Source organism: Actinophytocola sp. (assembly GCF_050699915.1).
Taxonomy (GTDB): Bacteria; Actinomycetota; Actinomycetes; order Mycobacteriales; family Pseudonocardiaceae; genus Actinophytocola.
On record NZ_JBOHGA010000117.1, the window covers coordinates 1 to 19,048 of the forward strand.

20 protein-coding genes and 1 riboswitch are annotated in these 19,048 nt (G+C 71.5%); of the genes, 5 read left to right on the plus strand and 15 right to left on the minus strand.

Annotated elements, in window-relative coordinates; translation table 11 throughout:
• Positions 1-197 (minus strand): hypothetical protein (locus tag ACRDSK_RS20275; protein WP_431442778.1); only part of this gene is annotated, 197 nt, incomplete at its 3' end.
• A gap of 111 nt (positions 198-308) precedes the next feature.
• Between ACRDSK_RS20275 and ACRDSK_RS20280 the strand changes: the two genes are divergently transcribed.
• Together ACRDSK_RS20280 and ACRDSK_RS20285 are read left to right on the plus strand one after the other, a co-directional pair.
• Complete coding sequence (locus ACRDSK_RS20280) at positions 309-1,388, plus strand: AsnC family protein (RefSeq protein ID WP_431442779.1); 1,080 nt, start codon at positions 309-311, stop codon at positions 1,386-1,388.
• Between the two features lie 9 nt (positions 1,389-1,397).
• On the plus strand, positions 1,398-2,132 hold the full coding sequence (locus ACRDSK_RS20285; RefSeq protein ID WP_431442780.1) for a hypothetical protein: 735 nt from the start codon (positions 1,398-1,400) through the stop codon (positions 2,130-2,132).
• On the opposite strand, the gene ACRDSK_RS20290 is transcribed toward ACRDSK_RS20285, so the two are convergent.
• The 4 genes from ACRDSK_RS20290 to ACRDSK_RS20305 are packed head-to-tail and all read right to left on the minus strand — an operon-like array spanning position 2,129 to position 5,364.
• On the minus strand, positions 2,129-2,404 hold the full coding sequence (locus tag ACRDSK_RS20290) for a hypothetical protein (RefSeq protein ID WP_431442781.1): 276 nt from the start codon (positions 2,402-2,404) through the stop codon (positions 2,129-2,131). The two genes, ACRDSK_RS20285 and ACRDSK_RS20290, sit on opposite strands and share 4 nt — an antisense overlap.
• Before the next feature lie 60 nt (positions 2,405-2,464).
• Positions 2,465-3,391 (minus strand): RluA family pseudouridine synthase, encoded by a 927-nt coding sequence (locus ACRDSK_RS20295; protein ID WP_431442782.1) that lies wholly within the window; start codon positions 3,389-3,391, stop codon positions 2,465-2,467.
• On the minus strand, positions 3,388-3,993 hold the full coding sequence (lspA, locus tag ACRDSK_RS20300) for a signal peptidase II (protein WP_431442783.1): 606 nt from the start codon (positions 3,991-3,993) through the stop codon (positions 3,388-3,390). The genes ACRDSK_RS20295 and lspA overlap by 4 nt, the downstream gene beginning before the upstream one ends.
• A gap of 30 nt (positions 3,994-4,023) precedes the next feature.
• On the minus strand, positions 4,024-5,364 hold the full coding sequence (locus ACRDSK_RS20305) for an aminotransferase class V-fold PLP-dependent enzyme (RefSeq protein ID WP_431442784.1): 1,341 nt from the start codon (positions 5,362-5,364) through the stop codon (positions 4,024-4,026).
• 34 nt (positions 5,365-5,398) lie between these two features.
• Positions 5,399-5,513: riboswitch (SAM riboswitch) on the minus strand.
• 70 nt (positions 5,514-5,583) lie between these two features.
• Here ACRDSK_RS20305 and sthA point away from each other — a divergent pair.
• A complete protein-coding gene (gene sthA, locus ACRDSK_RS20310; protein ID WP_431442785.1) occupies positions 5,584-6,984 on the plus strand; it encodes a Si-specific NAD(P)(+) transhydrogenase in 1,401 nt (466 codons plus the stop codon).
• Between the two features lie 3 nt (positions 6,985-6,987).
• Here sthA and ACRDSK_RS20315 read toward each other — a convergent pair whose 3' ends face one another.
• Both ACRDSK_RS20315 and ACRDSK_RS20320 read right to left on the minus strand, forming a co-directional pair.
• The gene (locus tag ACRDSK_RS20315; RefSeq protein ID WP_431442786.1) at positions 6,988-7,680 is read right to left on the minus strand and encodes a M23 family metallopeptidase; all 693 of its coding nucleotides are present in this window, start codon (positions 7,678-7,680) and stop codon (positions 6,988-6,990) included.
• A gap of 112 nt (positions 7,681-7,792) precedes the next feature.
• The gene (locus ACRDSK_RS20320) at positions 7,793-9,280 is read right to left on the minus strand and encodes a potassium/proton antiporter (protein WP_431442787.1); all 1,488 of its coding nucleotides are present in this window, start codon (positions 9,278-9,280) and stop codon (positions 7,793-7,795) included.
• 105 nt (positions 9,281-9,385) lie between these two features.
• Here ACRDSK_RS20320 and ACRDSK_RS20325 point away from each other — a divergent pair, with 105 nt between their 5' ends.
• Both ACRDSK_RS20325 and ACRDSK_RS20330 read left to right on the plus strand, forming a co-directional pair.
• On the plus strand, positions 9,386-10,354 hold the full coding sequence (locus tag ACRDSK_RS20325; protein ID WP_431442788.1) for a M28 family metallopeptidase: 969 nt from the start codon (positions 9,386-9,388) through the stop codon (positions 10,352-10,354).
• Between the two features lie 72 nt (positions 10,355-10,426).
• On the plus strand, positions 10,427-10,681 hold the full coding sequence (locus tag ACRDSK_RS20330) for a hypothetical protein (protein WP_431442789.1): 255 nt from the start codon (positions 10,427-10,429) through the stop codon (positions 10,679-10,681).
• 347 nt (positions 10,682-11,028) lie between these two features.
• On the opposite strand, the gene ACRDSK_RS20335 is transcribed toward ACRDSK_RS20330, so the two are convergent.
• The 8 genes from ACRDSK_RS20335 to pgeF all read right to left on the minus strand — a co-directional run bounded on the left by ACRDSK_RS20335 (position 11,029) and on the right by pgeF (position 18,828).
• Positions 11,029-11,292: a DUF167 domain-containing protein gene (locus ACRDSK_RS20335; protein ID WP_431442790.1), complete on the minus strand. Its 264-nt coding sequence runs from the start codon at positions 11,290-11,292 to the stop codon at positions 11,029-11,031.
• Positions 11,293-11,294: 2 nt separating this feature from the next.
• The gene (gene ileS / locus ACRDSK_RS20340; RefSeq protein ID WP_431442791.1) at positions 11,295-14,438 is read right to left on the minus strand and encodes an isoleucine--tRNA ligase; all 3,144 of its coding nucleotides are present in this window, start codon (positions 14,436-14,438) and stop codon (positions 11,295-11,297) included.
• A gap of 239 nt (positions 14,439-14,677) precedes the next feature.
• Positions 14,678-15,409: a hypothetical protein gene (locus ACRDSK_RS20345; protein ID WP_431442792.1), complete on the minus strand. Its 732-nt coding sequence runs from the start codon at positions 15,407-15,409 to the stop codon at positions 14,678-14,680.
• Positions 15,410-15,448: 39 nt separating this feature from the next.
• A complete protein-coding gene (gene wag31, locus ACRDSK_RS20350) occupies positions 15,449-16,285 on the minus strand; it encodes a DivIVA-like cell division protein Wag31 (protein ID WP_431442793.1) in 837 nt (278 codons plus the stop codon).
• A 48-nt stretch (positions 16,286-16,333) separates the two neighbouring features.
• Entirely contained in the window at positions 16,334-16,618 is a 285-nt protein-coding gene (locus ACRDSK_RS20355) for a YggT family protein (RefSeq protein ID WP_291418510.1), read from the minus strand.
• Positions 16,619-16,638: 20 nt separating this feature from the next.
• A complete protein-coding gene (locus ACRDSK_RS20360) occupies positions 16,639-17,337 on the minus strand; it encodes a cell division protein SepF (RefSeq protein ID WP_431442794.1) in 699 nt (232 codons plus the stop codon).
• A 37-nt stretch (positions 17,338-17,374) separates the two neighbouring features.
• A complete protein-coding gene (locus ACRDSK_RS20365) occupies positions 17,375-18,115 on the minus strand; it encodes a YggS family pyridoxal phosphate-dependent enzyme (protein ID WP_431442795.1) in 741 nt (246 codons plus the stop codon).
• A complete protein-coding gene (gene pgeF, locus ACRDSK_RS20370) occupies positions 18,112-18,828 on the minus strand; it encodes a peptidoglycan editing factor PgeF (RefSeq protein WP_431442796.1) in 717 nt (238 codons plus the stop codon). Before pgeF ends, ACRDSK_RS20365 begins: the two co-directional genes overlap by 4 nt.
• Positions 18,829-19,048: the final 220 nt, after the last annotated feature.

A 19,048-nucleotide genomic window follows, 5' to 3' on the forward strand; every position in this document is an offset into this window, starting at 1 on the left:
CCGCCGGACCAGCCGCGCCAGCCCGCGGCGCCCTCGCAGCCGAGGTCGATCACCGCGTCGGGGTCCGCGACGGCGAGCTCGGCCTCGATCCCCGCGCAGCCCGCCGGCACCTCGAACGGCAGCCGGGTCCAGAAGTCCTCGGCACGGTCGTCCCGGGTCCAGCGGCCCCGGTGTACGAGCTCGTCGACGATCGCCACGCCGCGATACTGCCAGCGATCGCGAGACATCCGCTCGGCGCGTCGCGGTATGGGCATGGCATGGGCGCGGCACAGGCGCGATGATCGCGCCGACCGGGTAGCGTGCGATCCGTGGTCGCGACGGATCCGGTTGACGCGCGCCTGCTCGGCGTCGTCGCCGAGATGGGCAGAGCAGCAGTGCACGAGATCGCCGCCCGCGTGGGGATGGATCCCCGCGAGGTGGCCTCGCGCCTCGTCGCGCTGTCCGCGACCGGGCTGCCGCTGTTGGTCGGCGTGGAGTGCGACCCGAACCGGCTGCGCGCCGCCGCGGCCGCGATGCACCAGGCCTCGTTCGCGTACCCGCCCCAGCAGTACCAGCCGCCGTCCGGCCCGGTGCCGATGCAGTACCAGGGCCCGCCCGCCACGCCGGTGCCGCAGGGCCCGTCCGGACCACACCCCGTGCAGGGACCGTCCGGACCGCACGCCGTGTCGTCCGGACCGCATGCCGTCTCGTCCGGACCGCACCCGATGCAGTCGGGTCCACAGCCGGTCCAGTCGGGTCCCCAACCGATGCAGCAGCGGCAGCCGGGTCCGATGGCCGGCTATTCGGCGCCGACCGGGCCGCCGAGCGGACCGGTGCCCATGCAGCACGGCCCGCCCAGCGGAGGGTTCCCGGCCGCGCCGGACCAGCCGATGTCCATGTGGGGACCGCCGCAGACCGCGTCGTGGGCGCGGGGCGACCAGCCGCCGCAGGACGTCACGCAGCCGACCGTGCGGACCGAGAGCGAGACCCGGCAGGGCAAGGTCGGCACCGTGCTGCGGGCCGAGGGGCTGGAGGGCGAGAAGCTCGCGATCCAGCTCGTCGAGGTCGTCGACCCGGCCGACTACCTGTTCACCGCGGCCGGCTACCGGCTGCAGGAGGGCGAGCGGTCGGTCGTCGTGCACACGGAGCTGACCAACCGGGGGTCGGTGGCGTTCCAGTCGTTGCCCGACCTGTACCTGGTGCTGGTCACCCCGGACGGGAAGACGATCTCGAAGGCGCCGGTGTCGCTGTCGTCGCGGCCGCCGCACCGGATCGGCGTGCCGCCGGGCGAGACCGCGGGTGGGCACACCGTGTACGTGGTGCCGGAGCAGACCGAGGTCACCTCGGTGCGCTGGAGCCCGCGCCCGGACGAGGAGTCCCGCACCCTGAACTGGACCGTCGAGGACTGACGACGTTCCGTGGGCCCCCTGCTGCGAAAGCTCGTCGAACTGGTCCTGCCGTGGCTCGTCGAGGAACGCGTCTCCCGGTGGGTCGTCTACTCGCTGTACGTCACGACCACGGCGGTGATCTCCTACGCCTTCGTCCTGCAGAACCCGGGGATCGGCTGGTTCGTGGTGGTGCCGCCGGTGGTGCTCGCGCTGTGGACCCGGATCCGCGGGCTCGCGCGGGTCGGCACCGTGCTGTTCGTGCTGGCGCTCGCGACGACGCTGGTGCCCGCGTACTTCCTTGGTCAGTTCCAGTCCGAGGCCCACATCCCGGTCGGGCCGCGGCTGTTCGCCTACCTGCTGTTCCTGTTGTGGGTGGCCGCCTATCCGCCGGTGCTCGACCACCTGGACCGCGACAAGCGGCGGATCGGGAGCGAGCCGGCCGGGCCCGATCCCGAGGCGGCCGTCCGGGTGCTGGGCGCGAAGCTGTGGCTCGCGACGATCGTGATGCTCGTCGTCGACGAGACGCTCGCGGCGGTGATCTGCCTCGCCGCGCTGGCGGTCAAGGCGAAATGGACCGCGGTCCTGGCCGGACTCGCGTGCCTGGTGTTCCCGCTGCTGTCGTTCGAGGCCGGCTCGCTCGGCTGGGACGCCGACGTGCTCGACATCGCGGCGGCGCTGTTGGCCGCGGACCAGTGGCGGGCGGCCGTGCAGAACCCGCGGTGGGGCGTGGTCTCGCGGGTCACTTCGGGACTGCGTGAGGGCTAACGGCCGCCGAACATCCGACCCAGCCAGCCCTTTCGCTCCTCCTGCTGCCCCTGCGCACCGTAGCCGGCCGGCGGGCTCTGCGCGGGGATCGGCGTGGTCGGCGGTTCGCGGCGGGTGCCCGGCTGGAACTCCGCGCGGCGGGTGTTCGGCCGGAAGTCGTCGTAGTCCTCGTCGGCCGTCGGGGGCTCGGGACTCTCCGCGCCGCCGATCACCGGCGGTGCAACGCCGTCGACGAGGTAGCCCTCGGCCAAATGGTCGTTTCGCTCCGTCATGGCAACACCTCGTACCCAGGCTCCGTTTCGGACAACCTACGCGACCGAACCGCCGTCCGTTCAGCTTTCGGCGGCGAGTCGGTCCAAGGCGGCGCGAAGGTCGTCGGGATATTCGCTGGTGAACTCGACCCAACGGCCGTCCGCCGGATGGTCGAAACCGAGGCGGCGGGCGTGCAGCCACTGGCGGGTCAGCGCGAGGCGCTTGGCGAGCACGGGGTCGGCACCGTAGGTCAGGTCGCCGACGCACGGGTGGCGCAGCGCCGCGAAGTGCACCCGGATCTGGTGCGTACGGCCGGTCTCCAGCCGGATGTCGACGAGCGTGGCCGCGCGGAAGGCCTCCAGCGTGCGGTAATGCGTGACGCTCGGCCGGCCGGCGGCGACCACGGCGAACTTGTAGTCGTGCTTGGGGTGCCGGTCGATCGGCGCGTCGATGGTGCCGTCGGTCGGGTCCGGGTGGCCCTGGACGAGCGCGTGGTAGCCCTTCTCCACGGTCCGCTCCTTGAAGGCCCGCTTGAGCACGGTGTACGCGTGCTCGCTCTTGGCCACGACCATGACCCCGGTGGTGCCGACGTCGAGCCGGTGCACCACGCCCTGCCGCTCGGCCGACCCGGAGGTCGACACCCGCACGCCGGCCGCGGTCAACCCGCCGACGACGGTCGGGCCGGTCCAGCCGGGGCTCGGGTGCGCGGCCACGCCGACCGGCTTGTTCACGACGATGATGTCGTCGTCCTCGTGCAGGATCGCCATGCCGGGCACGGGCTCGGCCGGCGGGGGCGCCGGATGTTCCGGCTCGGGCAGCGTCACCTCGAGCCACGCGCCCGCGACGAGCCGGTCGGACTTGCCGGCGGGCCGGCCGTCGAGGCTCACGTCGCCCGACTCGGTGAGCGCGACGACCGCGGTGCGGGACAGGCCGAGCAGCTTGGCGAGCCCCGCGTCGACCCGCATACCGTCCAGCCCGTCCGGGACCGGCAGGGTCCGTGCACTCACGTGCGCTTTTCCTTGGTGTTGCGGCCGTCGTAGTCGCGGCCGAGCAGGGCCATGAGCACGATGAGCGCCCCGCCGATGACGATCGACGAGTCGGCGACGTTGAACACCGGGAAGACGTCCCCGTTGGGCGAGAACGGCGAGACGAAGTCGACCACGTGGCCGCGCAGCGGGCCGGGCTCACGGAAGAACCGGTCGATGAGGTTGCCCAGCGCACCGGCGAGCACGAGCCCGAGCCCGATGGCCCAACCGACCGAGCGCAGCTTGGGCATGATCCAGATGATCGCGACCACCACCGAGAGGGCGACGAGCGTGAGCAGCCAGGTCATCCCGGTGGCCATGCCGAACGCGGCGCCGGGGTTGCGGACGAGCTGCAGGTAGGCGAGCCCACCGAGGATCCGCACCGGCGGCTCGCCCTCGAGCGAGGCGACGGCGACGATCTTCGTGATGATGTCGGCGATCAGCACCACGGGCGCCACGATCGCGAACAACCAGCCGCGCCGGGGCGGCAGCGGCTCGGCGGGTGGCGGCTCTTCGGTGTCCGTACCGGCCGGCTGCTCGGTGTCGAGGTCCTCGCCGGCGTCGGTGCTGGTCTCGTCGCTCACCCACCCATTGTCCACGGTCCTCGCGCGGGGTCAGGCGGCGGAGGCGAACGGCGGCAGCGGGCGCGGGTCGGGGGTGGGCGTCCAGCGGCCGTCGACCTGCGCGTAGTGCCACCGCGGACCCCGCTCGACGAGCGAACCGAGCGCGGTCACCAGGCGGTCGACGTGCTCTTCCGTGCTCGCCAGGCCGAGGCTCGCGCGCAGCGCCCGGGTCCCCGGGGCACCGGCCGACTCGAGCAGCCGGCGGGTCGCGATGTGGGCGCAGAACGCGCCGTCCCGCACGCCGATGCCGTGCTCGGCCGACAGGGCCGCCGCGAGCAGGCCCGGGTCCCGGCCGGCGACCGCGAAGCTCACCACGCCCACCCGGTCGCCACTGGGGAAGGACGACTCGTGCAGGGACAGTTGGCGCAGCCCCGGCACTGCGGCCAGGCCCGCGCGCAGCCGGTCGAGCAGCGCCCGCTCGTGCTCGGCGATCGCGTCCCAGTGGCGGCCCAGCGTCTCGCACGCCACCGCGAGCGCGTGCGCGCCGACCACGTTCGGGGTGCCGGCCTCGTGCCGCTCCGGGCCGGTGGACCAGGACACCGCGAGGTGCGAACCGCGGTCGGCCACCAGCGCGGTCGCTCCCCCGCCGACCAGGTACGGGTCGGCCGCCCGCAGCCAGTCCGCGCGGCCGACCAGCGCGCCGGCGCCGAACGGGGCGTAGAGCTTGTGTCCGGACAGCACGACGTAGTCCACGTCGAGCGCCCGGATGTCGACCGGGCGGTGCGGGGCCAGCTGGGCGGCGTCGAGCACGACGCGGGCGCCGTGCTGGCGGGCGACCGCGGCGACGTCGGCCACCGGCCAGAGCTCGCCCGTCACGTTCGACGCGCCGGTCACCACCACCAGCCGCGGGCCGGTCGGGCACACGCGCAACGCCGCGTCGAGGCTCGCGACCGAGGAGATGCGGCGCACCCGTGGACCGCGCCACGGCAGCAGCGCGGCGTGGTGGTCGGTGTCGAAGTGCACCACCGAGGTGGTCCGCGGCAGCGCGCGTGCCAACAGGTTCAGCGCGTCGGTCGTGTTGCGGGTGAACACCACCGTGTCGGTACGCCGGGCGCCGACGAACCGGCGCAGCACCTCCCGCGCCCGCTCATAGACCTTTGTGGACACCTGGGAGGCGAACCCCGCGCCGCGGTGCACGCTGGCGTACCAGGGCAGCAGCTCGTCGACCGCGTCGCGAACCGTCTCCAGACAGGGTGCGCTGGCCGCGTGGTCGAGGTTCGCGTACGGCACCCGGCTACCGTCCACCAGCGGCACGGTCAGCCGCGCGCCGACGACGGCCGGCAGCGCGGCGGAGACGGGATCGGACACGGGTCGGGGTACGGCGAGCGTCATGGTGAGCCTCCGAGGTTCGGGGACCCCGCCCCGGGGCCCGCGCTTGCCCACCGCACCTCGCGACGGGCCAGGTCCTCACCCGGGGCACCCCACCGCGGTTGGAGGGTTGCCGGCCAGCAAGCCGGGGCTTGACGCTGGCACTCGTGACCTTCGTGAACGGACGGTAGCCGATCGGGAGTCGACCTGTCCATCCGCGTGCGTGCTTGACAGACTCCAGTCATGAGTGACTATGACGTGCTGGTGCTGGGCTCGGGACCGGGTGGACAGAAGGCGGCGATCGCCTCGGCGAAGCTCGGCGCGAAGGTCGCGCTGGTCGAGCGGCGGAACATGATCGGCGGTGTCTGCATCAACACCGGCACCATCCCGTCCAAGACGTTGCGCGAGGCCGTGCTCTACCTCACCGGCATGTCCCAGCGCGAGCTGTACGGGCAGAGCTACCGGGTCAAGGACGAGATCACGATCGGCGACCTCACCGCCCGGACGAGCCACGTCGTCGGCCGCGAGGTCGACGTGATCCGCTCCCAGCTCACCCGCAACGGCGTCACGATCCTGCCCGGCATGGGGCGGTTCATCGACCCGCACACCGTCCAGGTCTCCGACGGCAGCGGTCAGGAGCGCTCGGTGACCGCGGACAAGATCGTGATCGCCACCGGCACGACACCCGCTCGTCCGTCCAGTGTGGACTTCGACGCGCAGACGATCATCGACTCGGACGGGATCCTGGGGCTGGAGAAGATCCCGCGCTCCATGATCGTGGTCGGCGCCGGGGTGATCGGTATCGAGTACGCGTCGATGTTCGCCGCGCTGGGCACCAAGGTCACGGTGATCGAGCAGCGGATGCGGATGCTCGAGTTCTGCGACACCGAGGTGGTCGAGGCACTCAAGTACCACCTGCGCGACCTCGCGGTGACCTTCCGGTTCGGCGAGACGGTCTCGGCCGTGGAGAAGCGGAAGAACGGCACGGTCGCGGTCCTGGAGAGCGGCAAGAAGATCCCCGCCGACACGGTGATGTACTCGGCCGGCCGGCAGGGCATGACCGAGTTCCTCGACCTGCCCAAGGCCGGCCTCGCGGCGGACAAGCGCGGGCGGATCAAGGTCGACAGCCTGTTCCGCACCGAGGTCGAGCACATCTACGCGGTCGGCGACGTGATCGGCTTCCCCGCGCTCGCGGCCACCTCGATGGAGCAGGGCCGACTGGCCGCGCACCACGCGTGCGACGAGCCGGCCCACGAGATGCACCAGCTGCAGCCGATCGGGATCTACTCGATTCCCGAGATCAGCTACATCGGCCGCACCGAGGACGAGCTGACCGAGCAGCGGGTGCCGTTCGAGGTCGGCGTGTCCCGCTACCGCGAGCTCGCTCGCGGGCAGATCATCGGCGACTCCTACGGCGTGCTGAAGCTGCTCGTGTCGCCGGAGGACCGTTCACTGCTCGGTGTGCACGTGTTCGGCACCGGCGCCACCGAGCTGGTCCACATCGGACAGGCGGTGATGGGCTGCGGCGGGACGGTCGACTACCTCGTGGACACGGTGTTCAACTACCCGACGCTCGCCGAGTCCTACAAGGTGGCCGCCCTGGACGCGACGAACAAGATCCGCCAGATCACGATGATCGACTAGGGCTCAGCCGTAGAGGAACGTGCCCGGGAACGGCACCACCCAGCTGTCGCTCTGGCGGACGGTGTGGCCCGAGTACTGCTGGGGCGCCTCGAAGAACTGCCAGCCGCCGAACACCTTGCCGTTGACGGGCTCGCCGATCACGGCCGCGATGTCGGAGGACAGCGTCTCGTAGGACACGCCGTCCCAGTTGCCGGCGACGGCCGGGTCGGCGGCCTTCTCGGCGGCCGACGCGGTCAGCGCCCACAGCGTGAAGTGCACGTGCGCGCCGCTGCTCGACCCGCCGCAGGGCAGTGCGTTGCCGATCGTGCCGAGCACGGTGCCCTGCGCGACCTGCTGGCCGTCGCCGACCTGGATGTTCTCCATGTGGTAGTAGCCGGTGCGCCAGCCCTCCGCATGGTCGATCGTGACCCATGGGCCGCCCGCGCACTGCCACACGTGGACGGTGCCGCCGAGCGCGGCGCGCACGACGCCGTCGTTGGGCACGAGGTCGATCGCGTTCTTCGGACCGGTGGCACCGTCGTCGGAGTGGATGCCCGCGGAGAACGCGGCCTGGCCCGGCGCGTAGGGCAGGCCGAACGCGGGGAAGAACGGCGCGCGCTCCTGCTGCGACGCGGTCGCGCCCGGCGCGACCACCAGCACGCCGGCGATCAACGCCACGGCACCCAGAACCGTGGCCACCCGACTCCGAATCCTCACGGTGCGCACCCTCTCGCTCAACAACTGCCCTCGGTTGAGCGAAAGTCTGTTCAGTCGATCAAGAGTCGGGCACCGTCGAAGGAAGGTGACGGTTGCCAGAATTCGCCTGGTTTCAGTTCTCCTGGCCGGTCTCGCCCTTCCAGCGGGCGTAGCGGCCGGCGCGGTCGACCGCGCGGATCCGGTGCTCGGTCTCCACCTGCGCCCGCTCGGTGGCGACCACGAGCAGCTGGTCGTGCTCCTGCAGCCGGGTGCCCGCCGCCGGGGTGTACCCGACACCGGCGCGGACGACCAGGCTGACCGTCGCGCCGGTGGGCAGCCGCAGCTCGCGCAGGTACACGCCGTGCATCTTGGACCCCTTGGGGACGCGCACCGTCAGCAGGACGGCGCCGAGCTCGTCGAGCGGGGCCGCGTCGACGTCGATCTCCCGGGAGCGCGCGCCGCGGCCGAGGCCGAGCTTCGACGCGAGCAGCTGCAGGGTGCCGCCCTGCACCAGTGTCAGCACGATGACCAGCACGAACACGCCGTCGACGAGCTGCTGTGCGCCGGACAGCCCCTCGGTGGCCGGGATCATCGCGAGCACGATCGGCACCGCGCCGCGCAGCCCGGCCCAGGACACGAACGCCTGTTCTCGCCACGGCATGTGGAACGGCGTCAGCGCGACCACGACCGACACCGGCCGGGCGAGCAGGACGACGACCGCGCCCGCGACGAGGCCGGGCACCACCGCGTCGAGCAGCCGGCCCGGCGACATGAACAGGCCGAGCAGCACGAACAGGCCGATCTGGGACAGCAGGCCCAGCCCCTCGGCGAAGGAGAGGGTGTCCGTGCGGTGCGGCAGCCGCGAGTTGCCGAGCACGAGCGCGGTCACGTACGCGGCGAGCAACCCGGAGGCATGCACCGCCGAGCCCGCCGAGAACGCGAGCACCGATACCGCGACGGTCGCAAGTGGATAGAGGCCGGTGGACGGCAGCGCGGCCCGGCGCAGCGCCGCGGCGCCGATCCAGCCGAGCAGCAGGCCGAACAGCGCGCCCACGACGAGCTCGTACAGCACGACGAACGGCAGCCCCCAGGAGGCGGTGCCGCCGGAGGCCAGCAGCACCACCGCGATGTAGGCGGCCGCGTCGTTCATGCCGGACTCGAGCTCCAACGTGCCGACCAGCCGGCGGCTCACCGTGACGTTGCGCAGCACGCTGAACACCGCGGCCGCGTCGGTCGAGGCGAGCACCGCGCCCCACAGCAGCGCGAGCCGCCACTCGAAGTCGAAGATCAGGTGCAGCGCGGTGCCGGTGATCGCGATGCTCACCGCGACGGAGACCGTGGACAGCATGATGCCCGGCCACAGCGACGTCCTGACCTGCGACCAGCGGGTGGTGAGCCCGCCCTCGGTGAGGATCAGGACCAGCGCGGCCAGCCCGAGCGACTCGGTGAGCTCGGCGTTCTCGAACTGGATGCCGATGCCGGCCTCGCCGAGCACGACGCCGATGCCGAGGTACAGCAGCAACGACGGGAGCCCGAGCCGCACGGAGATCCGCACCGCGAGCACGGCGACGAGGAGAACCGCGGCGACGGCCCCCAGCACGACCGACAGCTCGGGACCCACGCTCACCTCCCGAGACACGCAGCGAACTCCCGACGAACGAACCTAGCGTGCAAAACGGACGGTTGACACGCTGGCTGGAGATCGGTAACTCCACGGAGGAAGATCATGAGACTGCGTCTCGCGCTGGTCACACTCAGCACCGTCACCCTTACCGTCGCCGTCGTGTACGGCACGGCCTCCGGCGCGCAGGCGCCGGAGCTTTCACCCAAGCAGGCACAGATCGCCGCTGCACCGGACATCCCGGTCGCCGACGTGCAGGCGCACCTGACGCAGCTGCAGGGGATCGCGGACGCCAACGGCGGCAACCGCGCCCACGGCCAGCCGGGCTACCGGGCCGGCCTGGACTACATCAAGGGCGCGCTCGACGCGGCCGGGTTCACCACCCAGCTCCAGGAGTTCTCGGCGGGCGGCACCGGCTGGAACCTGATCGCCGACTGGCCGGGCGGCGACGAGAACCAGACGATGATGTTCGGCGGGCACGCGGACAGCGTGTCGGCCGGGCCGGGCATCAACGACAACGGCTCGGGCTCGGCGGGACTGCTCGAGGTCGCGCTGACCGTGGCCGAGCAGAACCTGCAGCCGGCCAAGCACCTGCGGTTCGCCTGGTGGGGCGCCGAGGAGCTGGGCCTGATCGGGTCGTCGCACTACGTCTCGAGCCTGCCGCAGGCGGAGCTGGACAAGATCGCGGGCTACGTGAACTTCGACATGATCGGCTCGCCGAACCCCGGTTACTTCGTGTACTCGTCGAACGGCCAGCCGGAGGGCTCCGCGGCCTTCGAGCAGATGCTGAACAACCACTACGCGGCGGTGAGCATCCCGACCGAGCCGGTCGACGTCGGCGGCCGCTCGGACCACGCGGCCTTCGCGGACGGGGGCGTGCCCACGGGCGGCGTGTTCAGCGGCGCCGAGGAGTCCAAGTCGGCCGACCAGGCGGCGAAGTGGGGTGGCACGGCGGGCGAGGCCTTCGACGAGTGCTACCACTCCTCGTGCGACACATTGGACAACATCGACGCGACGGCGCTGGACAACAACAGCGACGCCATCGCCGACGCGGTCTGGACATTGACCGCGTAGCTACCAGCTCGATTCCGCGCACGGGCGGCGTGAGTGAGTAACTCGCCGCCCGTGCCTCGTATTTTCACGTTCGTGTCCCGCAAGGCCACATTCGTCGCCATCGGTGCGGCACTTATCGCGGTCCTCGCCGAGGTCGTCCGGAACACGGTCGCCGGTGCCGCGGCGGTTTCGTCGAGCATCGTCATCATTCTGGTGCTGCTCGCGCTGTTGCTGGTCCTGACCCAACTCGAAGCCCTGCGAGCCAGTGTCGACCGACTCAGCCAAAAAGCCGGGTTTCCATCGTCTACTTTCCAGCGGTCAACAAGGAGCAGATCAGCGACCTGCTGAAGCAGGTGGCGGCCCGGTTGCCGACCTCGTTCGTCGTGGTCAGGAACGGCAGTGGCGGCGAGATCATCTGGCAGATGAACCACCACGACCCCGCCATCGGCGACGATGCCGAACGCATGGCAGGCATATTCATCGTCAACGACCCGGAGAACTGCTCGTTCACAATTTCGCCGAGAGCCGGCATCGGCTGGACAGCCTGCTCACCGACGAGCGCACCGGATTCTGCTGGGGACATTTCGAAGGCACGAACCGCGACGGGAACCGATCGCGGAAATCTTCGCGGACTGGTACCAGTTCGAAGACGGCAGGATCAGCAGGCGGCGGACGTTCTTCTACCGCCCGGCGATCTAGGCCAGCAGTTCAGTGAGGCGGCTCGGGTCGCCGCCGGTCACCTCTACCACCTTGTCGCGGCCGCGCTCGCCGGTGACGATCGTGACGTCCTGGCGGCGGACGCCGAACGCCGCGGCCAGGGCGCGGCGCACGGCCTCGTTCGCCTTGCCCTCGACAGGTGGGGCGGCCACCGCGACGACCAGTGCGTCGTTCGCCCAGCGGCCGCCCACCGCGTCGCGGCGCGCGCCGGGTTTGACGCGCACCGCGAACCGCAGCGGCATGGTCAGGTGCGCTCCACCCGCACGGTGACGGGCATGTTGTCGCCGACCGTGCCCGCGAAGCTCGCGCCTCCATCAGCCGGGCCGTAGGAGACCGAGTCGGCCAGGGTCTCGCCCGCCACGAACGCCTCGTGGGCGCGGACCGCGGCGACGACGTCGTCCGGCGCGTCGACCGTCAGCGCGATGCGGTCGGCCACGTCGAGGCCGGCCTCGCGGCGAGCCTGCTGGACCACGCGGACCAGGTCGCGGGCCACGCCCTCGGCCTCGAGCTCGGGCGTCGTCGTCGTGTCCAGCACGACCAGACCCGACGAGGCCGGCAGCTCCGCCGTCGCACCGGTGTCGGTGGCGACCAGCCGGCGCTGGTACTCACCCGGCAGCAGCTCGATCCCCGCGGCCACGACGGTGTCGCCGGACATCGTCCACTCCCCCGCCTTCACCGCGCGGATGACCTTCTGCGTGTCCGCGCCGAGCCGCGGCCCGCACGCCCGCGCGTTGACCACGAGCTCGGAACGGCCGTGCGCGGCCACGTCGGTGGTCAGCGACACCTCTCGGACGTTCACCTCGTCGGCGACCAGGTCGGTGAACGGCGCCAGCGTGTCCGCGTCCGGCGCGGCCACCACCAGCGACGCCAGCGGCAGCCGCACCCGCAGCCGGTTCGCCTTGCGCAGCCCGAGCGCGGCCGAGCAGACCTGCCGCACCCGGTCCATGGCCGTCACGAGCGCGTCGTCGGCCGGCAGCGCGTCGTCGGCCGGCCAGTCCGCCAGGTGCACCGACCGCCCACCGGTCAGCCCGCGCCACACCGCCTCCGCGGTCAGCGGCAGCATCGGCGCCACGACCCGCGACACGACCTCGAGCACCGTGTGCAGCGTGTCGATCGCGTCCTTGTCACCGTCCCAGAAGCGGTCCCGCGACCGGCGGACGTACCAGTTGGTCAGCGCCTCCAGGAAGTCCCGCACGCCGGCGCAGGCCCCGGACAGGTCGTAGGCGTCCATCGCCTCGCGCGTGGCCACGACGAGCGAGTGGGTCTTCGCGAGCACGTACCGGTCCAACACGTGCGGCGAGTCGGTCCGCCAGGTGCCCTCGACCGACTCGGCGTTCGCGTACAGGGCCAGGAAGTACCAGCAGTTCCACAGCGGCAGCACGGCCTGGCGGACCGCGTCGCGGATGCCGCGCTCGGTCACCACCAGGTCGCCGCCGCGCAGGATCGGCGACGCCATCAGGAACCAGCGCATCGCGTCCGAGCCGTCGCGCGAGAACACCTCGTTGACGTCCGGGTAGTTCTTGCGCGACTTGGACATCTTCTGCCCGTCGTCACCGAGCACGATGCCGTGCGCCACGCAGTTGCGGAACGCCGGCCGGTCGAAGAGCGCGGTCGCCAGCACGTGCATGGTGTAGAACCAGCCGCGCGTCTGGCCGTTGTACTCGACGATGAAGTCGCCCGGGTAGTGGTGCTCGAACCACTCCGCGTTGTCGAACGGGTAGTGCACCTGCGCGTAGGGCATCGAACCGGACTCGAACCAGCAGTCCAGCACCTCGGGCACCCGGCGCATGGTCGAGCGGCCCGTCGGGTCGTCCGGGTTGGGCCGGGTGAGCTCGTCGACGAACGGGCGGTGCAGGTCGGTCGGCCGCACGCCGAAGTCGCGCTCGAGGTCGTCGAGCGAGCCGTAGACGTCCGTGCGCGGGTGCTCCGGGTCGTCCGAGGTCCACACCGGGATCGGTGAGCCCCAGAACCGGTTGCGCGAGATCGACCAGTCGCGGGCGTTCTCCAGCCACTTGCCGAACTGGCCGTCGCGCACGTGCGAGGGCACCCAGTTGATCTCCTGGTTCAGCTCGACCATGCGGTCCCGGAACTTCGTCACCGCGACGAACCACGACGACACCGCGCGCTGGATCAGCGGGTTGCCGCAGCGCCAGCAGTGCGGGTACGGGTGGTCGTAGGTCTCGTGGCGCAGCACGACGCCGCGCGCCTTGAGGTCGCTGATGATCTGGCCGTTGGCGTCGAAGACCTGCATGCCCTCGTACGGCGGGACCTGCGAGTCGAACCGGCCGTGCGGGTCGACCGGCGTGGCGGGCGTGATGCCGGCCGCGTCGGTGACTGCCTTGTCCTCCTCACCGTAGGCCGGCGCGATGTGCACGATGCCGGTGCCGTCCTCGGTGGTGACGTAGTCCGCGGGGAGGATCTGGTGGGCGTTCTCCCGGCCGGCGAAGAAGTCGAACGGCGGCGTGTAGCGCCGGCCGAGTAGCTGGCCTCCCATGAGCCGCTCGACGACCGGCGGGTTCTCGCCCAGCTCCCGCGCGTACGCCGCCAGCCGTGCCTCGGCCAGGAGGTAGCGCTCGCCAGCTCGTCCTTCCGGCTCCACGACCACGTAGTCCACGTCGGGGTGCACGGCCATCGCGAGGTTCGAGGGCAGCGTCCACGGCGTGGTCGTCCACACCAGCGCCAGCTCGCCGGTCTCGAGGCGCAGGCCGACCGTGACGGCCGGGTCCTGGCGGTCGAGGTAGACGTCGTCCATCCGGGTCTCGGTGTTGGACAGCGGCGTCTCGCAGCGCCAGCAGTACCACAGGACGCGGTAGCCCTCGTAGATCAAGCCCTTGTCCCACAAGGACTTGAACGCCCACATGACGCTCTCCATGAAGTCGAGGTCGAGCGTCTTGTAGTCGTTGTCGAAGTCGACCCAGCGAGCCTGGCGGGTTACGTAGTCGCGCCACTGGTCGGTGTACCGGAGCACCGAGGTGCGGCAGGCGTCGTTGAACGCGGCGACGCCCATCTCCTCGATCTCGTCCTTGGTCTTGATGCCCAGCTGCTGCTCGGCCTCGAACTCCGCGGGCAGGCCGTGGCAGTCCCAGCCGAACCGGCGCTCGACGTGCTTGCCGAGCATGGTCTGGTAGCGCGGCACGACGTCCTTGACGTAGCCGGTGAGCAGGTGGCCGTAGTGCGGCAGGCCGTTGGCGAACGGCGGGCCGTCGTAGAAGACGAACTCGTTGGTGCCGTTGGTCCCCGCCGGGCGCGCGTCGACGGACTCCTGGAAGGTGCGGTCGGTGGCCCAGTAGTCGAGCACGGCCAGCTCGAGGTTCGGGAAGGACGGCTGGGCGGCGACGCCGGTTCCCGTGTCGCCGACCGGTCCGTGCTGCGCCTTGGGGTATGCCATCGGGGTTCCTCGCGGTCGTTCCTGTGTTGTCGCCTCGTGTGCCTCGTGCTCACACGGGGACGACTGACGCCGCGGTACCACCCCGCTTGCCGACGCTGCTCGCGTCGGCCGCTCATTGGTCGGCTGTGTCGGGCCGTCCCGTCCGGTTCTACTGAGGCTCGCGCCCGTTCTTCCGGAGGCTCCCCGGTGATGGCCGGATCGTCGCCGCTGTGTTCAGGATAGCCAGGCCCGGCAACCGGTTAGCGCGTGGCTCGGTGCCGGGCGGCGAGGGTGGCGTCGGGGCCGCAGCGAGCACACGGCGTGAAGCCGAGCTGGCGGGCCTCGGCCACCGGAAGCGGCAGGGTGGGCTTGTCGCGCAGGTAGGTACAGCTCGCCAGGTGGTAGCGCGGGTGCTCGTCGACCACGCGGACCTCGTCGCGAAGGTCGGACACCACGAGCAGGTCGGCGGCGTCGGTCTGCTCCTCCCCCGGCTCGCCGGCCTCCTGCGCCGCCAGCTTCTCCGGAGGCTCGGAAGGCCGCTCCGCCCGTCGCTCCGTTGGCCGGTTGGCGGCCCGCGCGGCACGCCGCTCGGCAGGGCTGTCGGCGGGCTCCTCGGCGGGTGCGTCGGGCGTGCGCTCGGCGAGGACGGCGGGGATCGGCTCGTCGTCCGCCCAGTCCGGTTCCGAGGCCGGCTCCGAGACGGCCGGGAACGCCGCCTCGGAGCGAGTGGGGCCGGCCGGCACCGATTCGCTGAGCGGCGGCGTCTCGTCGCCGAATGGCGGCTCCGAGCGCGCCGGAACCGCCTCGGACTCCCCCGCCGGGGTGTCCTCGGCGACTCGCCGGCGCCCGCGGACCCAGTCGAGGACCAGCAGGCCGGCCGCGACCACGCTCACCGCGACCGAGGCCCAGGCGAACAGCGTGTTCGCCGTGGTCAGCGCGGCGATGAGCAGCCCGAAGGCTGCCAGCACCAAGCCCAGGACGAGGTACAGCACGCGACGAACCCCCGCTAGGCCTTTCCCGCGTCGGCCGGCTCAGCCGGCCTCGGCGGCACGCGGACCGAAGGCGTAGCCCTGCTGCCCGGAACGGCTGCTGTCCGACGAGCCCGCTCCGGTGGTCGGCGCGGCCGAACCGCGGTCGCCCAGCTCGCGCAGGCTCGACTCGAGGAACGTCTTCAACCGGGTCCGGTACTCACGCTCGAAGGTCCGCAGCTCGTCGATCTTCTTCTCGAGCGCCGTGCGTTCCGCCTGCACCTGACCGAGGACCTCGGAGTGCTGCCGCTGGGCATCGCGCTCCAGCGTGGTCGCCTTGTCCCTGGCCTGACGCTCCAGCGTCTCGGCCCGGGTACGCGCGTCGTTGAGCATGGTCTCGGCGCGGGTACGCGCCTCGTTGACCATGGTGTCCGACTTGGCCCTGGCCTCGGACAACAGCTGCTCGGACTTGGTCCGGGCCTCGGCAAGCATGCCGTCGGACTCGGCCTTGGCCTCGCCGGTGAGCCGGTCGGCCATCTCCTGGGCCAGCCCCAGCACCTTGGCGGCCTGCACGTGGTGATCACCGCCCGCGCCGCCCGGGGAGGTCTGCTCCATCGCGCTCGGCGGCGGCACCGGCGTCAGCCGGCGCGGCTCGTCGACACGCGCCGGCGCCGGTGGCGCGGCGTGGCTCGCATTCTCGATGTCGGCACGAGCCGACTCGAGCTGTGCGTCGAGCTGCTCGACCTGCGCACGCAGGTCGTTGTTCTCCTCGATGAGCCGGGACAGCTCAACCTCGACCAGGTCAAGGAAAGCGTCCACCTCGTCCTCGTTGTAGCCCCGCTTGCCAATGGGAGGCTTGCTGAACGCGACGTTATGTACGTCAGCGGGGGTCAACGACATCTGATCACCTCACGCACTCATCGGCTGCGACCCATCCGGGAGTCCCCGTCACCCTGGATAGGCCAGTCGCATCAGTATGAACACGACCAACAGCAGCACCATAATCGATAGGTCCAGCCCTACCCCGCCGATCCTGACCATCGGGATCAGCCGACGGAGCAATCGGACCGGAGGGTCGGTCACTGTGTAGATGGTCTCCAGCGTTACCGCAACCCCACCGGCCGGGCGCCACTCTCTCGCGAACGCTCGTACGAGTTCGACCACGACTCGGGCGGTCAGGAACAGCCAGAAGACGAACAGTACCCAGTACAAGACAAGCCGGAGGGGGTCCACGCTGTCAACTCTGCCATCAATCAGGTTCGGTTGAGCAACCCGCCCTCCGCTATTCGGCGTTTGTCCTCCGCGGTGGGGTCCTGGTTCGGCGGTGAGATCAAGAACACCTTGTTGGTGACCTTGTCCATCGAGCCCCGCATGGCGAAGGCCAGCCCGGCCGCGAAGTCGACGAGACGGCGTGCGTCCGCGTCGTCCAGCTCGGTCAGGTTCATGATCACCGGGGTGCCGTCCCGGTAGTGCTCGCCGATGGCCCTGGCCTCGGCGAAGCTGGTCGGGTGGAGGGTCACGACGCGGCCGATCGGGTAGCCCGTCGGGGTCGCCGCGGGCTCCACCGGACGCGGCCGCGGCGCCGGGTCCCGGCGAGGTTCCACGGCCAGCGCCCCCTGCACCGGCGCCGCCGACGACCACGTCTGACCTGCGCGTGGCCGGTTGGCGGGCCGCGGTGGGAGGTCGACGCGGGCGGACAGCTCCGTCTCGCGCTCGTCGTAGCGGTCCGCCTCGGCCTCGTCCCGGTACCCGCGCCGACCCGCGAACACGGGGCGGCGGTGAGCGGGCTCGGGATACGGGTCGTGGTCGTCTTCGTCGTCCAGGTACTCCGGTCGCCGGTAACCCGACCGGTAGTCCGCCGCGGGATCGTCGAGGTCATCGAGGTCGTAACCGTCGTACTCGTCGGCAGGGACCATCCCGAAGTAGGCCTTCAGCTTCTGCAGCGTGCCCATACCTGTTCCTCGTTACCTACGACTCCCGGAACGTGCGTTAGGGCGAGGCTAGCCCGCGTGCGCCGAGCAAGGCGGTTCCGACACGCACGCAGGTAGAACCGTGTGTAATCGCGATCTCAAGATCATTGGTCATGCCGGCGGACAGCTCCGTGGCGTCCGGGTGATCGCGGCGCAGCCGATCGGCCGCTCGGGCCAGTGAGCCGAACGCCGCCGCCGGATCCATCCCCAGCGGGGCCACGGCCATCAGCCCACGGAGACATAATTCACCCGATCCAGCTACCTCATCCGAGAGCTCGGCGAGCCCGTCGAGCGGGCAGCCGCCGCGCTCGGGGTCGCCGTCGATGCTCGCCTGGACGAGAACGTCGAGCGGCCCGGTGCGCTCGCCCGCCTCGCGGGCGTTCGCGGCGGCGCGGTCGAGCGCCTGGGCGAGCCGAACCGAGTCGACGGACTGGATCTCCGCGGCCCAGCGCGCCACCGAGCGGGCCTTGTTTCGCTGCAGCCGGCCGACCATGTGCCAGCGGACCGGCGCCTCCGGGCGGAGCTCCCGCAGCTCGTCGGCCTTGCCGGCGGCCTCCTGCTCGCGGTTCTCGCCCAGGTCGAGCATGCCGAGGTCGGTGAGCAGGGCGGCGTCGACGGCCGGGAACGTCTTGGTGACCGCGACCAGCCGGACCTCCTCGGGACCGCGGCCCGCGCGGGCGGCCGCGGCGGCGATCCGCTCGCGCACGGCGGCCAGCGCCGTCGCGAGCTGCTCGCGCCGCGCGGAGTCCGGTCGGCTCATCCGGCCGGGTCCGGCTCGAGCCAGGTCAGGGCGGCCAATCGCCCAGTGGTGCCTTCCCTGCGGTGACTGAACAACGTCGCGTCCTCGATGGTGCAACGAGGGTCGACGCCGATCTTGGCCACGCCCGCATCGGCGAGTTGTTGCCAGAGCCCGGCCCGAATATCCAGCCCCGGCGTGCCCTTCCGCGTCTTGCTCGCGCTGCCCGGCAGGTGCTGCTCGACATCGGCCTGCATGGCGGCCGGCACCTCGTAGCACTCGCCGCACGCGGCCGGGCCGAGCAACACCTCGACGCGGTCGACGGACGCTCCGGCCCGACGCATCGCCTCCAGCGCGGCGGGCACCACGCCGACGCGGGCACCGACCCGGCCGGCGTGCGCGGCGCCGACGACCCCGGCCTCGGGGTCGGCGAGCAACACCGGCACGCAGTCGGCGCACAGCGCGATGAGGGCGAGCCCCGGCTCGGCGGTGACGAGCGCGTCGGTGGCCTCGACCGCCTCCGCCCGCGGGCCGTCGACGACCTCGGCGTTGCGGCCGTGCACCTGCTCCATCCAGATCAGCCGGTCACGTGCCAGGCCGAGCTCGTCGGCCAGCCGGTGCCGGTTGGCGGCCACCGCGGCCGGGTCGTCGCCCACACCGCCACCCAGGTTGAACGACTCGTAGGGCGCCTTGGACCGACCACCGGCACGGGTCGTAACGACCCGCCTGATTCGCACTGGTCCGCCTCCCCGGGATCAAAAAAGTGTTCGTCACGTCCCAGCGAACAGTACGGATGCGTTGTGGTTAGTGGCTGAGCGCCGTCACGGTCCCCTGAGGTTCCGTTGGCTACCTGCGCATGAATGGAGGGACATCGACCTCGTCGTCGGGGTCGTCGGTTACCGGCACCGCGCGGCCCGGGAGGCTGCCGCTGCCCGAGTTCGGCCGGCGGGTCGAGCC

Excerpts from the sequence above, each read along its gene's own strand:
- ACRDSK_RS20365 (WP_431442795.1), bottom strand. The coding sequence starts at position 18,115 with ATGAGCCGACCGGACTCCGCGCGGCGCGAGCAGCTCGCGACGGCGCTG.
- sthA (WP_431442785.1), top strand. The coding sequence starts at position 5,584 with ATGAGTGACTATGACGTGCTGGTGCTGGGCTCGGGACCGGGTGGACAG.
- ACRDSK_RS20305 (WP_431442784.1), bottom strand. The coding sequence starts at position 5,364 with ATGACGCTCGCCGTACCCCGACCCGTGTCCGATCCCGTCTCCGCCGCG.
- ileS (WP_431442791.1), bottom strand. The coding sequence starts at position 14,438 with ATGGCATACCCCAAGGCGCAGCACGGACCGGTCGGCGACACGGGAACC.
- ACRDSK_RS20290 (WP_431442781.1), bottom strand. The coding sequence starts at position 2,404 with ATGACGGAGCGAAACGACCATTTGGCCGAGGGCTACCTCGTCGACGGC.
- wag31 (WP_431442793.1), bottom strand. The coding sequence starts at position 16,285 with ATGTCGTTGACCCCCGCTGACGTACATAACGTCGCGTTCAGCAAGCCT.
- ACRDSK_RS20335 (WP_431442790.1), bottom strand. The coding sequence starts at position 11,292 with ATGCCGCTGCGGTTCGCGGTGCGCGTCAAACCCGGCGCGCGCCGCGAC.
- ACRDSK_RS20360 (WP_431442794.1), bottom strand. The coding sequence starts at position 17,337 with ATGGGCACGCTGCAGAAGCTGAAGGCCTACTTCGGGATGGTCCCTGCC.
- ACRDSK_RS20325 (WP_431442788.1), top strand. The coding sequence starts at position 9,386 with ATGAGACTGCGTCTCGCGCTGGTCACACTCAGCACCGTCACCCTTACC.